The 15,719-nt window shown below is 65.3% G+C and carries 12 protein-coding genes; 9 read left to right on the forward strand and 3 right to left on the reverse strand.

Annotated features, from left to right (window positions below; translation table 11 throughout):
• Nucleotides 1-88: 88 nt before the first annotated feature.
• The 3 genes from K940_RS0109395 (at nucleotide 89) to K940_RS0109410 (ending at nucleotide 2,752) form a co-directional block, all read left to right on the forward strand.
• Nucleotides 89-382, forward strand: coding sequence for a hypothetical protein (locus K940_RS0109395; RefSeq protein WP_028477317.1), 294 nt, complete (start codon nucleotides 89-91; stop codon nucleotides 380-382).
• Between the two features lie 400 nt (nucleotides 383-782).
• Nucleotides 783-2,018 (forward strand): cytochrome P450, encoded by a 1,236-nt coding sequence (locus K940_RS0109405; protein ID WP_028477319.1) that lies wholly within the window; start codon nucleotides 783-785, stop codon nucleotides 2,016-2,018.
• 8 nt (nucleotides 2,019-2,026) lie between these two features.
• The gene (locus K940_RS0109410; protein ID WP_028477320.1) at nucleotides 2,027-2,752 is read left to right on the forward strand and encodes a TetR/AcrR family transcriptional regulator; all 726 of its coding nucleotides are present in this window, start codon (nucleotides 2,027-2,029) and stop codon (nucleotides 2,750-2,752) included.
• 28 nt (nucleotides 2,753-2,780) lie between these two features.
• On the opposite strand, the gene K940_RS0109415 is transcribed toward K940_RS0109410, so the two are convergent.
• Complete coding sequence (locus K940_RS0109415) at nucleotides 2,781-4,568, reverse strand: TerD family protein (protein ID WP_028477321.1); 1,788 nt, start codon at nucleotides 4,566-4,568, stop codon at nucleotides 2,781-2,783.
• A gap of 87 nt (nucleotides 4,569-4,655) precedes the next feature.
• The gene (gene pabB / locus K940_RS0109420) at nucleotides 4,656-6,827 is read right to left on the reverse strand and encodes an aminodeoxychorismate synthase component I (RefSeq protein ID WP_028477322.1); all 2,172 of its coding nucleotides are present in this window, start codon (nucleotides 6,825-6,827) and stop codon (nucleotides 4,656-4,658) included.
• Nucleotides 6,828-6,915: 88 nt separating this feature from the next.
• On the opposite strand from pabB, the gene K940_RS0109425 reads away from it, so the two are divergent.
• The 3 genes from K940_RS0109425 to K940_RS0109435 all read left to right on the forward strand — a co-directional run bounded on the left by K940_RS0109425 (nucleotide 6,916) and on the right by K940_RS0109435 (nucleotide 9,888).
• Nucleotides 6,916-7,971 (forward strand): phosphotransferase family protein, encoded by a 1,056-nt coding sequence (locus K940_RS0109425; RefSeq protein WP_028477323.1) that lies wholly within the window; start codon nucleotides 6,916-6,918, stop codon nucleotides 7,969-7,971.
• A 72-nt stretch (nucleotides 7,972-8,043) separates the two neighbouring features.
• The gene (locus K940_RS0109430; protein ID WP_028477324.1) at nucleotides 8,044-8,574 is read left to right on the forward strand and encodes a DinB family protein; all 531 of its coding nucleotides are present in this window, start codon (nucleotides 8,044-8,046) and stop codon (nucleotides 8,572-8,574) included.
• Between the two features lie 183 nt (nucleotides 8,575-8,757).
• Nucleotides 8,758-9,888, forward strand: a complete 1,131-nt coding sequence (locus K940_RS0109435; protein WP_028477325.1) for an NDMA-dependent alcohol dehydrogenase — start codon at nucleotides 8,758-8,760, stop codon at nucleotides 9,886-9,888.
• 49 nt (nucleotides 9,889-9,937) lie between these two features.
• Here K940_RS0109435 and K940_RS0109440 read toward each other — a convergent pair whose 3' ends face one another.
• Nucleotides 9,938-11,131, reverse strand: coding sequence for a serine hydrolase domain-containing protein (locus tag K940_RS0109440; protein ID WP_028477326.1), 1,194 nt, complete (start codon nucleotides 11,129-11,131; stop codon nucleotides 9,938-9,940).
• A gap of 60 nt (nucleotides 11,132-11,191) precedes the next feature.
• Between K940_RS0109440 and K940_RS0109445 the strand changes: the two genes are divergently transcribed.
• The 3 genes from K940_RS0109445 (at nucleotide 11,192) to K940_RS0109455 (ending at nucleotide 15,719) form a co-directional block, all read left to right on the forward strand.
• Nucleotides 11,192-12,025, forward strand: a complete 834-nt coding sequence (locus tag K940_RS0109445) for a serine hydrolase (protein WP_028477327.1) — start codon at nucleotides 11,192-11,194, stop codon at nucleotides 12,023-12,025.
• A gap of 94 nt (nucleotides 12,026-12,119) precedes the next feature.
• Nucleotides 12,120-12,653: a DUF3145 domain-containing protein gene (locus K940_RS0109450; RefSeq protein WP_028477328.1), complete on the forward strand. Its 534-nt coding sequence runs from the start codon at nucleotides 12,120-12,122 to the stop codon at nucleotides 12,651-12,653.
• Between the two features lie 171 nt (nucleotides 12,654-12,824).
• Entirely contained in the window at nucleotides 12,825-15,719 is a 2,895-nt protein-coding gene (locus tag K940_RS0109455; RefSeq protein ID WP_196812151.1) for a P-loop NTPase fold protein, read from the forward strand.

Consider the following 15,719-nt stretch of genomic DNA (forward strand, 5'->3'; position numbering starts at 1 on the left):
TCGTCAGTGGCCGATTCCTCGATGGTCGAGCGGTTTTCACGAAGCAACTCAGGCGGGTAGAATTGTTTTCGAGTAGTGGGAGTAGACGGTGAGCAGCATTCTGGCGTCGGTCGGCGATACGTTCGCGATCCTGGCGCAGATCGACGACCCGACCCCGGAGCCGCCGCCGTTGGCGGACAAGCTCCTCCAGTTCGTCCGCTATGCAACGTGGTTCGCGTTGCTGTCGGGCATCATCAGCATCATCTACGCGGGTGGCCGATTCGCCTGGGAGAAGTGGACCGGTGGTGGGTTGCAGTCGCCGAAGATGGTGGCGGGAGCCATGATCGGCGGGGTCGTGGCCACCAGCGCCGGCACGATCATGAACACTGTCCTGGCACTCTGACCGCCGCGTGGCGGCTGTTGCGGCACTTCGACCGCCGTAGGGCGGCTGTTGCCGCACTTCGACCGCCGTACGGCGGCTGTGCTCGCGTTTGCATCGTCGTCGTGCTCCAGCCGTCGCACATCCGTCGGTGACGCCACTGGGCTGGGTGTGGACAGCACCTACCACCCGGCTCGTCGCGGCGATGGTCGGACTGGAGTGACGACCTCCGGGTCGGCGGCGATCGTGGTCCGATTCCGGCCTTCGAGTCGGACGCAGTCCGGTTCCGTCCGGTATCCGGCATATGAGTAAACAACTTTTACTAAAAGGGGTTTACAAATGCTCTTTCTGTGGTTCCATCGGTATCGAGCGTGTTCTCGCACCTCATGCGGGCGACGCTGAACCGAACCGGTAGGAGTGAGCCGTGACCGTTACCAAGCCCTCGATCCCGACAGGATTCGACTTCACCGACCCCGACCTGCTTGCCGCTCGTCTGCCCATCGAGGAGTTCGCCACGCTGCGGCGCACTGCCCCGGTCTGGTGGTGTGCTCGGCCCGGACGGGCCGGTGGCTTCGAGGACGGCGGCTACTGGGTCGTGTCCAAGCTCGACGACATCAAGGAGATCTCCAAGAATCCCGGGCTGTTCTCCTCGCACGAGAACACGGCGATCATTCGCTACAGCGACGACACCACCCGCGAACAGATAGACATGGTCGGCGACATGCTGCTGATCAACCTCGACCCGCCCAAACACACCAAGATCCGCCATATCATCTCCAAGGGCTTCACCCCGCGCGCCATCGAAAGCTTGCGGGCCGCACTCACCGAACGCGCCGCACGGATCGTGCACGAGGCCAAAAAGTCCGGCGGCGGTGATTTCGTCCAGCAAGTGGCCTGTGAGCTGCCACTCCAGGCCATCGCCGAACTGCTCGGCGTACCACAGGAGGACCGGAAGAAGATCTTCGACTGGTCCAACCAGTTGATCTCCTACGACGACCCGGAATTCGAGGGCAACCAATACACCGCGACCGCCGAAGTGATGGGCTACGCGTGGAACATGGCCGAACAGCGGCGTACGTGCCCGGCCAACGACATCGTCACGCAGTTGGTCAATGCCGATGTCGACGGCGAGAGCCTCGGATCCGACGAGTTCGGGTTCTTCGTCATCTTGCTGGCTGTGGCGGGCAACGAGACCACCCGCAACTCGATCACACACGGCATGAAAGCGTTCATCGACAATCCCGAGCAATGGGAGATCTACCGGCAACAACGCCCGCGCACCGCGCCCGACGAGATCGTGCGATGGGCGACCCCGGTGTCGGCGTTCCAGCGCACCGCCACCAGCGACACGATCCTGGGTGGCCAAACGATTCGGCAGGGCCAGCGCGTCGGGCTGTTCTACAGCTCCGCCAACTTCGACGAAGACGCATTCCACGACCCGTTCACCTTCGATGTGTTGCGCGATCCGAACCCGCATGTCGGTTTCGGCGGTACCGGCACCCACTACTGTGTCGGCGCCAACTTGGCCCGGCTACAGATCGACCTGATGTTCAACGCCATTGCCGACGTGATGCCCAATCTGCGGCAGGTATCCGAGCCGGTGCGGCTGCGCTCGGGCTGGCTGAACGGAATCAAGCGTTGGGAAGTCGAATACGATTGAATCACTTCGTGCAACAGTCGAAACCACGGGGTCGTGCGCCGGTCGTCACCGACGCCGCAATCCGACGAGTCGCGGCAACCTTGTTGATCGAGCGGGGGTCCGACGCGGTCACCTTGCGTGCCATCGCGCGGGAGCTGAATGTTACCGCTCCCGCGCTGTATCGCTACTACGACTCGTTGGAATCCCTGCTGGAGCGCCTACGGGAGGACTTCTGCGCCCACTTCGCCGAACAGTTGACCGCCGAGCTCGCCACCGTGCCCGACGACGGCGTCGTGCAGCTCTTCGCCATCTGCCGAGGCTTCCGACGCTGGGCGCTGACCCATTCCAGAGAGTTCACCTTGGTCTTCGCCTCGCCCGGGGCCGGGGATCGGCGGGCGGGGCGGCGCTTCGACGAGCCGTTCGGCCGGATCTTCCTCGCAGCTGCGGGCACGGTGCTGGCGAACTACGACATCGTGACCCCGTCCACCGACGCCATCCCGCCGGAACTGCGCGAGGATCTCGTGCACTTCCAGACCGAACTGTTGGCGGCCCTCGCGGAATCGGGCCAAAAATTCCCCGCCGAGAAGCTGGATCTCGGAGTGACCTATCTGATGATCCAGATCTGGGCGCGGCTCTACGGGCATGTCACGCTCGAGGTTTTCGGCAACTACCCGATTCCGCTGGACAATCCGGAGATCCTGTTCGAGGCCATGCTCACCGATCTGGGGCGGGCGATGGGCTTGCTGGTCGACTGATCCGCGGTGCATTGCGGGCGTCGGCGCGCTAGATGCGTGCGCCTTTGACTCGGTTGCACGTGCGACACAACACCTGAAGGTTGGCGGCGCTGGTCGCACCGCCGCGGCTGAGCGGGATGATGTGATCGAACTCGAGGTAGTGTCCCTCGCCGCATTCCACACATCTACCGCCGTCGCGCTGCCACACTTCGGCTTTCACCTCCTGCGGGATACTGCGCGTGTCGCGCCGGCCGGGAGCCAGGACCAGGCGTTTGGCTACTCGTAGCGCGCCCTCCACTGCGGCGGCGACATAGACGGGATCTGCGACGGCGAATCTCGCGCTTCCTCGAGCGGAGGTGGCTGCGATCACCACCGTGTCCCCGTCCGCATGGACGGAAACAACGCGTGACCATGGCATTTCGGTTCCGGTGCCGGATCCCACGAAGCGGAGCTTCTTGTTACTGGCGATCAGCCTGCCGTCGGTGAGCCGCGGCCCGCGGGCCAGCTGTCGTACATGGGTCGCCGGTAGATCGATGTGCACCTGCTCATCGGGGCCCAGATGCAGCCCCGGCGTGCGCACCACCGGAAGATCGCCCGTGCGTAGTCGGAACAGGAGGTTCTCCCGCTGCATGCGGCGTTGGAGCTCCTCGATCAGTGGTCCTTCGAGCGAGAGTTCGGCGACCGCCTGCTCGAAGGACTCCAGCTCCTCGGTGCGAACCTCGCCATCGGCGAAGGTGAAGGTGGCCAGCCGCTCCACGTAGCTCAGCGCCGCATCGCGCAGTGCGTGGCGGCCCGACTCGGGCTGAATGCGCTGATAGCGCAGCGACGCCCACAACGCTGCCCACTCGGACCCGCGCGGCCCATGGTTGGCCAGGACGCGTTGTGCTCGGTTGTGCCAGTGGACGAGGTACTGGTCGACCTCGCGTGCACACCGCTCGCATGGCACGAGCCCGCCGAACAATTTGCGACGTAGCGGCGCCGCGCAGCGGTTGCAGCGTTGTCCGTCGGCCGGCTGGCGCAGGTAGCGGTCGGTGGTCCACGACGTGCCGTCCCACCAGCGCATGTGCTGGGGGTCTTCGGGGTCCGGGTGCCAGTCGGCCCGTTCGGGTCGTGGCGGCGGCGGTGGAGCGACTGGCCGGTGGCGGTCGAGGTCGACCGCACGGCCGGTCCGCGCTACAGGCATGGCAGCGTGGGCGTGGTCGGGCGCTTGGGCCGGGGTGTCCGAGGTATGCGGACGGGGGGTAGTGGCCGGCCGTGGCGTGCTCGCCGAGGCGTCCGAAGAGCGGTGGGGACGAAACGGGTTCCTCGGATGCCTGGTCCGGCTGGGCTCGGAAGGGTCGTCGACCTGTACTCCGAACTCGGTGACCAGGCCAGCGAGCCCGCGCGACCACCCTTGACCGAGTGCGCGGAACCGCCAGCGAGCCTCCCGGCGATAGAACTCACCGAACATCAGCGCCGACACCGCGGCCGCGTCGTCGATCTCGAATGTCGCCACTACCCCGTCGACGGCGTGCACGGCGACGGTCATCGCGCGGATGTCGGCGAAGGTGCCCGCATCGACCGAGCCGGAGACGACGATGCGTTCGATATCCGGTTCAGTGCGTGGTAGTGACACGCTCAGCCGCGCGGTGCGTGCTCGAGGTTCTTGGTCGAGAGTCACCGCCTGGGAAACATGCCGCGGCGCGTTGTAGAACACCATGTCCCGGTCGGAACGGACGGTGCCCGAGGAGTCCAACAGCAAGGCGTGCGCGTCCACCGCATTGTCCGACTGCCATGAAACGACCACGGCTAGAAGGGATGTCGGTACTACTATGTTTGCGCCCTTGCTGAGTTTCATCGTGATCGAACTATGCCACGTCCATCCGACACGCCGAACTCGCGAGGGACGTTCTTCGGCGGGGCGACCGTGCGCCGGCGGGCAGGCTCACCGGTGTGCGTGGTCGGGGGCAGCGCGCAAGGTAGCGGCGGCCTTGAGTTGGACCTCGCGGTACTCGTCTTCAGGGTCGGAATCCAACACAATGGCGCCGCCCGCTCCGATTCGCCAGTGGCCGTCGTGGCGCACGGCGGTGCGGATCACGATGTTCAGGTCCGCGGTGCCGCCGAGTCCGAGGAAGCCGATGGTTCCCGAATAGACCCCGCGCGCGGAAGTTTCCAGCTCGTCGATGATCTCCAGGGTGCGCAACTTCGGAGCGCCGGTCATCGAGCCGCCAGGGAAACAGGCACGCACGCAGTCGACCGCGTCGACGTCCGGCCGCAGCCTGCCGCGCACCGTGGACACCAATTGGTGCACGGTCGCGTACTGTTCGGTGACCATCAACGTGGGCACGTGGACGCTGCCGATCTCGCACACCCGGCCGAGATCGTTGCGCAATAGGTCGACGATCATCAGGTTTTCCGCCCTGGTCTTCGGATTGTCGGCCAGGTCGCGGCGCAGTCGCTCGTCCTGTTCGGGTGTGGCGCCGCGTGGCGCGGTACCTTTGATCGGCTTGCTCTCCACGACCGAGTGGCGGTCGATCTTGAGAAAGCGCTCCGGCGAGGAACACGCGATGTCCAGGTCGTCGAATCGCAAGTAGGCCGCATACGGAGCGGGGTTGTACCGGCGCAGCGTGCGGTAGAAATCGAGGCCGTCGTCCGGGTGAGCTGGAATCGTCGTGGTATCGGTCAGGCAGATCTCGTACGACTCGCCGGCATGCAGGCGTTGCTGGCATACGGCGATATCCGCGAGGTAGCGCTCGCGGCCGCGAGACAGTGACACGACCGCGTCGTCATGCAGCATGGCTTCGACCGGCTGTGGATTCGTCCAGGTTGCAACAGTTTCCAGGCGCGCGATGGTAGCGCGAAGCCAGTCGGCGCCGGCCCGGTCCCTGTCCGGTGTGTCGCTCAATGCGAGTAGATGTGTTCGGCCGCCGACATGGTCGACCACCACGATCCGGTCGGCGAAGATCCACTGCGCGTCAGGAGTGGGTGCTCGATGAACCGCACGCCCGCCACAGTCGGCTTTGACCTCGTAGCCGAGGTAGCCGACGTATCCTCCGACGAAATCGAAGGGCAGATCGGGCAGTTCGAGTGGGCGTGCGCGCAGTTCGGCGGCGAGGAAGTCGAAGATTCCGCCGGCGACGGTGCGCCGTCGCCCATCCGACGAGGTCACCGTCACGTGATCATCGCCCACCCGATAGCGCACCACCTGCGCCAATGGACCGCTCGCGTCACCCAGGAAGGAGAACCGATCGACCCCGGGCTCGATGAATTCGCTGTCCAGCCAGAACGCGGTGGGCGAATCACCGTACAGGCGAACGAATGCGGTGTCGGTGTCGATCGCCCGGTCGATCACCCTGTGCTGCAGACGAAGGGGCCGCGGTTGTGGCGGGGCTGCGGCTGGCGGCTGCGCAGATCGCAGCGGTGCTCGCCCGGCGAGCGTCGTCGGCGGCGACGAGCAGTCGGCGGCGATCGATGGTGTCGGCAGCGCCTGCTCAGGTTCGCCCGAACGGTGGGGAGGTCCGGCCATGTCGCGACGGCGCTCGTGGGTGAGGCGGGCGAAGTTGCGCAGCAAGGTCGCGCCGAACTCGCTGACGATGGATTCCGGGTGGAATTGCACCCCCCACTGTGGTCGTGTGCGATGCCGCACACCCATAACGACGCCATCAGCGGTCACCGCCGTGATGTCCAGCTCGTCCGGGAGTGGGCGCACGGCGCACAGGGAGTGATATCGCACCGCCGTGAAATGCTGCGGGATGCCGGCGAACAGATCTCGACCGTCGTGCTCGATGTGGTCGAGGTAGCCGTGCCTGGCCGTGGGGGCCTCGGTGACCACGCCACCGGCCGCGACCACGATGCCCTGATGTCCGAGACATACTCCGAGCAGCGGCAGATCGGTCTCACCGATCACCGCCGCGGCAATTCCCATATCGCGTGCCGCGTCTGGACGCCCCGGTCCGGGGGAGATCACCACATTGTCGAAGCGTCCCAGATCGAGGTCGGCCACCGAATGGGCATCGCCATTGCGCACGACCGTTGGCTCGACGCCGTTCACCTCGCTGATCAGCTGATACAGGTTGTAGGTGAACGAGTCGTAGTTGTCGATCAACAGCGTGTGCATGGTGCTGGAAACCCTACGCCGCGCTGGTCGGAGCACACCGCCGTGCTCGGAATTCGGTCGTGGTCGCGCGGTGATGCACAATGTGGGGATGTCTGTTGTCCAGCCGGCCGACGTGGATCCAGCGGCCGTCGACTTCGCCGTCGTCGGAACATGGATGGATGAACAGGGTTTGCCTGCAGGTGAATTCGAGAACGTGACCGCCCTAGGGGGCGGAACGCAGAACATCATGCTCCATTTCCGGCGGGGCGCGCGGGAATACGTCCTGCGCCGTGGGCCGAAGCACCTGCGGTCCAAGAGCAACGAGGTGATTCGGCGCGAGGCCCGTCTGCTCACCGCCCTCGGCGGGGCCGACGTGCGCGCACCCCGGGTGATCGCGGCCTGCCCCGACGAATCGGTGCTGGGTGCGGTCTTCTATCTGATGGAGCCGGTCGACGGTTTCAATCCACAGAACGATCTGCCCGATCTGTATGCGGGCGATCCAGAGGTCCGTCGCCGCATGGGTCTGTCCGCCGTCGAGGCGATCGCGCGGCTGGGCGCACTGGACTACCAGGCGTTGGGCTTGTCCGATTACGGCAAGCCGGAAGGCTTCCTCGAACGTCAGGTGCCGCGGTGGCTCGGTGAGTTGGAGTCCTATTCGATGAACGAAGGCTACCCCGGACCCGACATTCCGGGGGTGGAGCTGGTCGGCGAATGGTTGGACCGCAACCGCCCCGCGCAGTGGACTCCCGGCATCTTGCACGGCGACTGCCATCTGGCGAACATGCTGTTCTCCTATGACAGTCCGCAGGTTGCGGCAATGGTCGACTGGGAGATGTCGACCATCGGTGACCCATTGTTGGACCTCGGTTGGCAAATCGCGACCCGGCCCGAGCCCGGTACGGTCAGTGCGGCATTGCTCGGTGCGCTCGGCCAGGTCGGCGGATTGCCGACGCCGGAGGAGATGGTCGCTCATTACGGGCAGTACTCCGAGCGTGATCTCGATGCCGTGCCGTGGTACACGGTGTTGGCCTGCTTCAAGCTGGGCATCGTCGTGGAGGGTACGCACGCTCGTGCATTCGCCGGCAAGGCATCCAAGCAGGTCGGTGACTTTCTGCATGCGGTCACCCTGGAACTGTTCGAGCGGGCGCGGCGGTTGATGGAATAACTGTCGGCATGTTGCCGTTGATCGGCTGAATATTGGTGGCCAGCGGCATCCTGCCAAATCTAGGTTGGGGACATGTCGATCGTTCCCGATGTCAAAGATTGGACCTGGGTGCTCGAACGCGCCTGTCCCGAATGTGGTTTCGATGCCGCGCACGTCGGCCACGAGGCACTGCCGGAATTGCTCCGCGAGTCGGCCGCGCGGTTCGCGCAGGTGCTGCAGCGGCCGGATTGCCGAATCCGGCCGAACGCATCGACCTGGTCTGTGCTGGAGTACGGCGCTCACATGCGCGACATCTGCCGGCTCTACCACACCCGGTCGGCAGTGATGCTGGCCGGCGACCCCGATGGCGGAATCCCGCGCATCGTGAACTGGGACCAGGACGCGGCCGCGATTGCCGACCGCTACGCCGACCAGGACCCGGCCCGGGTGGCTGTCGAATTGGTCGAGGCCGCCGAACGCGCCGCGCGGTCGTTCGAAACCGTGCCCCCTGCTCAGCGCGGACTATCGGGCGTGCGCACCGACGGAGCGGTATTCACCGTGGAGTCGTTCACTCGCTATGTCGTCCATGATCTGGTACACCACGTCTACGACGTCCGGGGTTGAATGCCTATGGCGTCCGGGGTTGAGGCTACAGTCTGCTCGTCAGCTGAGCAGACTGTAACGTGTTCTTGGTATCGGTTTTGCGATATCGAGGAAATTTCGCTTCCACTCTAGAACGTGTTGCATTCTTCTCGTACTGTGGGTGCAGTCACATATGGGCGATTGCATGCGAGAGGGTCGACAGGTATGAAGACGAAGGGCGCGGTCCTGTGGGGGATCGACCAGCCGTGGTCGGTGGAAGAGATCGAGATCGGCGACCCGGTTGCCGGGGAAGTGAAGATCCGGCTGGAGACCGCCGGGATGTGCCATTCCGACCACCACATCGTGACCGGAGCGACCCCGATGCCAGCCTTCCCCGTGATGGGTGGACACGAGGGCGCCGGCGTGATCACCGAACTCGGGCCGAACTGTCCGCCCGACCTCCAGGTCGGTGATCACGTGATCCTGTCGTTCATCCCGGCTTGTGGACGGTGTCCGGCATGCGTTGCCGGCCACATGGCGCTGTGCGACTTGGGGATGGGGTTGCTGCTGGGCCAGTCGATCAGTGACGGCACCTACCGGATCCAGGCGCGTGGGCAGAACGTCATCCCGATCTGCCTGCTGGGGACCTTCGCGCCCTACATCACGGTGCACCACACTTCCGTGGTGAAGATCGATCCGAGCATTCCCTTCGAAGTGGCTTGCCTGGTCGGCTGCGGTGTACCGACCGGATTCGGCTCGGCCACGCACGTCGCTCAGGTGTCGCCGGGCGAAACCGTGGTGATCGCCGGTATCGGCGGGGTGGGCATGAGTGCGCTGCAAGGCGCGGTCTTGTCCGGCGCATCGAAAGTCGTCGCCATCGACCCGAATCCGTGGAAGCGTGAGCAGGCCCAGAAATTCGGCGCCACGCACGCCTACGAGAGCATGGAAGCCGCGGTGGCGCCACTGATCGACGCCACCGAAGGCCGGATGGCCCAGAAGGTCATCCTCACCATGGGCGAAATGCATGGCGACTACATCGAAGAGGGCTTGATCCTCACCGCCAAGACCGGAACTCTCGTGGTCACTTCGATGGGCCGGATGGACGCGAACGACGTCAAGCTCAACAGCTTCCTGATGTGCATGCTGCAGAAGACGGTCAAAGGATGCATCTTCGGCGGTGGCAACGCCCGTCAGGACGCGCCGATGTTGCTCGAGCTGTACAAGTCCGGCCAGCTCAACCTGGACGACATGGTCACCCGCAGCTACTCGTTGGAAGAGATCAACCAGGGCTACCAGGACATGCTGGACAGCAAGAACATTCGCGGCATCATCAAATACACCGAAGCCGACTGGTAGGCCCGTTGATCACCGGTTCGGCGAATATCGGATGGTAGCCAAAAAGCGCTCAGATCTGGCAGCGCAAAAGCGCTTCGCGCAGGTTGCGGCTGCGTACGTCGTCGAGGACGGCGAGACCGAGCCGGTTCATCGTGTACCCGAAACCGAGACCTGTGGCGGGATCGGCGAATCCGAACGAGCCGCCGAGTCCCGTGGTGCCGTAGGCCCGTTTGTCCGAGCCGAACCGGAATGTTCCTCGGGACTTGCGGAAGCCGAGATGGTAGCGACTTTTGGTGTGCAACACCAGGTCGTCGGCCGGCACGTCGTCGGCGGTGTCGGCCGCTGCCAGCCGGTCCAACATGCCATCGTCGAGCGGTAATGCGCCGGTACGGCCTGCGGCAGCGCCGTAGACCTTGGCCAGTGCGCGGGCGTTACCTACTCCATTCGAGCCCGGCATCTCCACTTCGAGGAACTCCCGGCGAGACGCCCTCGCCGGGGCTCCACAGCGCGGGTTGTTCAGCGCGGCATGGGAGAAGCCGCGTTTGGTGTACATCTCGACGCCCATCCGCAACGGGATATTGCGCTCGTACCGCACGATGTCCAGTCCTCGGGTGGCGGTCAGGGTGGCGATCCGGTCCATCGACTGCTCGGCCGGCAGGCCGATGAAGAAGTCCAGGTCCAGCGGTACGGCGATATCGTCGGAGAAGATTTTCCCCAGCGTGCGACTCTGCGGGTCGACCCGGCGAAGAAGTTCACCCTGGTACAGGCCGAGAGTGATCGCATGGTAGCCGTGTCGGGTGCCGGGTTGCCACGCCGGCTTCTGCGCCGCCAGCACGGTCGCGAGGCCGTCGAGGTCGGCGATCTGGGGTAGGCGAACTATTTCGCTCAAGCCGGACAGTCCGGCCTGGTGGTCGATCAGTTGGCGGACGGTGACCGCGTCTTTGCCGTGCGCGGCGAATTCCGGCCAGTACTGCGCTACTGGCCGTTCGTAGTCCAGCAGTCCCTCGGTGACCGCGGCGGCCAGGGTGAATGCGGCCATCCCCTTCGTCGAGGAGAACACCGGCACGATGGTGTCTCGTTCCCATGGCACCGTACGGCGCCGATCCCGAAAGCCCGCCCACAAATCCACGATCGGGCGCTCGCCTGCATAGATCGCGACAGCCGCGCCGATTTCGCCGTGGTGGGTGAAGTTGCGGCGGAATGCGTCGGCAACAGGTTCGAAGCCGGACGCGACCTCGCCGTGGATGGTGGGCCCGTCAGTCATAGTAGGTCGATCGTACCCGCGCGATACATCTCGGTTCCGCGGTTCTCGTAGGCTCACAGGGTGGGTTCACTCGAACAGATTCGGCATTGGCCGGTACCGCATGCGGCTGCCGCAGTGCTCACCCGTGGCGGTGGCATTGCATACGAGGGCGATACCGAGCGGGTGTTTCCGCTCGCATCGGTGACCAAGCCGTTGGTGGCCTACGCAGTGCTGGTCGCGGTGGAAGAGGGCGCGATCGACCTCGATCAGCCTGCTGGGCCGCCCGGCGCCACGGTGCGTCACCTGCTGGCGCACGCGTCCGGACTCGCCTTCGGTACCGCGCAGGTGCAGGCGCAACCCGGCGCTCGCCGGATCTACTCGAGTGCGGGTTTCGAGGTACTCGCCGCATTCGTTGCCGAACAGAGCAAGATCGCCTTCGACGAATACCTCCGTGACGCGGTGTTCCGGCCGCTGGGTATGACGGCCTCGACGTTGGTCGGTTCGGCCGGGCACGCAGGACGATCCACCGTGGCGGACCTGACTCGATTCGCCGCCGAATTGCTCCACCCCCGATTGGTCTCTGCGCAGACATATGCCGAGGCCACCTCGGTTCAGTTCCCAGGGTTGAACGGGGTGCTGCCGGGCTATGGCCCGCAGCGGCCGAACGACTGGGGACTCGGCTTCGAGATCCGTGGCCGCAAGCAGCCGCACTGGACCGGGTCCACGAACTCGCCACAGACCTATGGCCATTTCGGCCAATCCGGGACCTTTGTGTGGGTCGACCCGCGCGCAGGAGTGGCGTGTCTCGCTTTGAGCGATGAGAATTTCGGGGACTGGGCGCGAGCGGCTTGGCCGCCGCTCAGTGACGCGGTCCTCGCCGAGGCGGCCGCCACGCGCGACACACTTGCCAGGTAACACGTGTCACTTCGAACACTCCAGTACACTCGGGCAACGCAGTTCGACGAGTCGTTGGGGAAGACGTTCCTCGTCGAAGCCGGAGGTGTTGGTGGTGCGCGCATCGAGTCAGTTCGCGGATGCGACGGCGGGTGTGGTCTACATCCACTCGTCGCCTGCCGCGCTGTGCCCACATGTCGAGTGGGCACTGACTTCGGCTCTCGATGCCCCGGCGAAACTACGCTGGACCGCGCAACCAGCCGATGGCAATCTGCGTGCGACCAGTGACTGGATCGGTCCGGTCGGCACGGCCTCGCGGATAGCGTCGACATTGCGCTCTTGGCCGGTATTGCGCTTCGAAGTGACCGAGGACCCCAGCGACGGTGTAGACGGCGAGCGCTACAGCTTCGTGCCCGGCCTGGGATTGTGGCACGGCTCGACGAGCGCCAACGGTGACATCACGCTGGGTGAGATGCGCCTGCGCGCCATGCTGCAGGCGACTCGCGAGCGAGGCAAGCACTCTGCATTCGACCTGGCTGCCGAGATCGAACACGCCCTGGGCACCGCCTGGGACGAGGATCTGGAAATGTACCGGTACGGCACGGAGTCGGGCGCAGAGGTCACCTGGCTGCGCCGCGACGTGGGCTAGGCGGCGCACGAACCGACCCGGACCACAGCGGCCGGGCGGCGAGCAGTCTCGACCCGCCCGCGGCAAATGCGCGAATACGCCTGTTGCCATTGCGCTTTGCCGTGTGCTCGGGCAGTGGTCGGACACTCGCACAGTCGCTGTGCTCTAGACTGCCCTCGGTTCGCTCGGCCCATGCAATGGGCTTCGGAAGGGGGGTATTTCGTGCCGGACGGCGTTGTTTTGGAGGCTGTCGGGGAAGTCTCTTACTCGGTGGAGAAGACCAGTCGGCCGTGGGAGCTGGACGTCGACTCCATCGTGGTGTCGGTGGGATCCAGCCTCGGCTGGCTGGGTGTGGCACTGCGGCAACACTATCCGCGCGCGCCATGGAATTCCGTGCGGTTCGCGGAAGTCCAGGCCGATCGACCAGCCGTCCTGGACCTGTCGGAGGGACGGCCTGCCGATGCGCGGTTGCGCCGCGCGATCCTGGTCACTCCCCGTGATGTCCCCGACGATGTCGGGAACATCACGGATACCTCGTTGGGTCTGGCAGCCACCAGCGCGATCACGGCCGCTGTCGCCGACGGCGCGAAGGCGCTGGCAATTCCGCTGCTGGGTACCGGAGCGCTCGCGCAACCAGTGGATCGGGTCGCGGCCGCTGTCGTGCCGGCCGTGGTCGCCGCGGTCGAGACCTTGTCCGGCGCGCGCCTCGAGCGCCTCGTTTTCCTGTGTCAGGACGCAATGACCGAAGTCGCGATCCGACGGGAATTCGGCACAATCGCTCGGGAGGACACCAGGGAGTTGTCCGGAGGCGTGGCCCGCGACCTGGTAGACCCTACGATCGGTATTCCGCTCACCGACGATCAGCTCGGCTTCGCCCCGTATGTGTCGATGCTGGCGACCGTGGTCGCCGAGCGAACGACGCCGCTGCCACTGTCGGTCGGCGTCTTCGGTGAATGGGGTTCGGGCAAGAGCTACTTCATGGCCATGCTGCGCGATCGAATCCAGGTCCTGGCACAGTCGCAGGACAGCCGCTATTGCGATGAGATCGTCCAGATCGGATTCAATGCCTGGCATTACGCGGACACCAACCTGTGGGCCAGTCTCGCCGACGAGATCTTCGGCCAACTCGCGGGCGCGGACCCGTCCTCGCAGCAGCGCGCGGAAAGTATTCGCGCCGACCTCGCCGATCGGCTGGAACAACGCCACCAGTTGGAAGACGCGACTCGCGAGGCACGTGCTGTGGCCGCGGCCTTGCAGGCAGATGTGGAACGGGCGGTGGCACAGCGCGATTCCACCGCCGAGGATCTGCTCGCCGCGCTCCGAAATTCGAGCTCGTTCCAGGGGCGGGTCGATCGTCTGTGGAAACGACTCGGAATCACCGATGGAATCGAGCAGGCGAAGCTGTTCGCCGCGCAGATGCGCGGCACGCTGACCGAGGCCGATGCCCTGCGCCGCGCCTCGGCCGCGCGCTATGGACGCATCGCGGTGACAGTGGCGATCGGCTTGCTCGGTGTGGGTGCGCTGGTTGCCGTCGCGGCGCCCGCGATACGGGACATGGTCGTTGCCGTGATCGGCATCGTGAGCGCCTGTACAGGGGGCATGGGATTCACTTTGGTGAAGCGCGCGCGGGACGGGCTGCGCACACTCCGGGAGATGACCGATGATCTGCGCTCCGAGATGAGTCGAACGGCGGTCGCGGCAGTGCACGAGGAGGTCGCCGGCACGTTGACCAAGCTACGCGCCGCCGAAGCCGACCAACGGGTTGCCCAAGCTCAACTCGATGACGTCGTCGCGCACGTCGGAGAACTCGGCAGGCAACTGTCGGAGCTGGCACCGGGGCGGCGACTCTATACATTCCTCGCCGAGCGCGCCGACAATGCGTCCTATGCCGGACGCCTCGGGCTCGTCTCGACCATCCGGAAAGACTTCGAGCAACTGATCCAGCTCATGGCCGATTGGCAGGCACACCCGGAGGAATGGGAGACCCGGCGACCAGTCGATCGGATCGTGCTCTACATCGACGATCTCGATCGTTGCCGCCCCGACCAGGTCGTCGACGTGTTGCAAGCTGTGCACCTGCTGTTGGCGTTCGAACTGTTCGTCGTCGTTGTCGGAGTGGATCCGCAATGGTTGTTGCGTTCGCTGCGCAGTTCCTACAGCGAACTGCTGCACGACCACGTCTTCGACGATCGCCTCGATGAGCGGCACACCGCGGAAGACTACTTGGAAAAGATCCTGAACATCCCTTTGGTAGTACCGAGCATGCCGTCGGGCAGCCTCGAGCGCCTTCTCCGCGCGATCGATCGGGGTCGTGACGAAGGTGTAGCAGAGGATACGCCAGCCGTGCGCGCCGGTCGGGAGTCGCGCGGTGTGCCGGACCCGGTGAACGGCGAAACGACCGATACCGCGGCCATCACCGTCGAGCCCGGATCCGAGATCGACGTTCAGCAGTTGCCGGCACGCTCGGTTCTGCGGCCTCGGTCTCTGACGGAGCCGGAGATCACTCTGTTGGCCGCACTGGATGTCTTCGTCGATACACCCCGCCAAGCCAAGCGCCTCATCAACCTCTATCGCATGGTGCGCGCGACTCGCGATCTGTCCGAGGCCTCTCGCTTCCTGGGCGTCGACGGGAGGCCAGGGGAGTACCAAGCCGTGGTGATCTTGCTCGGAGTGCTCACCGCACCCGCTCAGTTGATCAGCAGCGTCTTGGACGCTCGGCCGGCTCCCGACCGTGGAGTCGGTGGTGGTTTGGCGCATCGGCCGTCCTACCAGGCGTGGTCGAGCTTCGTCGATGATGTCGAACCTCGGGCGGAGCCCGGCGGATGGGCCAACCGGATCGTCGGACCGATGCCGCAGACCCACCTGCCGTCCTGGGTTCATCTGCACCGCGGCCTCGTGGCCGCATCGACGGTTGCCGACGTGCTCGATCTATCGGACCTGCATACCTGGATGCCGCGCATTCGCCGCTTCTCCTATGCTCTTGCGGCTGTCCGGCGTGCGGAGAGCCGGACCTGGCGGGTACGTGCCGACATGACCGGCGACCTCGATGACCAGCCGCGTCGGCCGGTCCCGGTGGGTGGGGGATGA

It is taken from the genome of Nocardia sp. CNY236, assembly GCF_000482385.1.
GTDB lineage: Bacteria > Actinomycetota > Actinomycetes > Mycobacteriales > Mycobacteriaceae > Nocardia.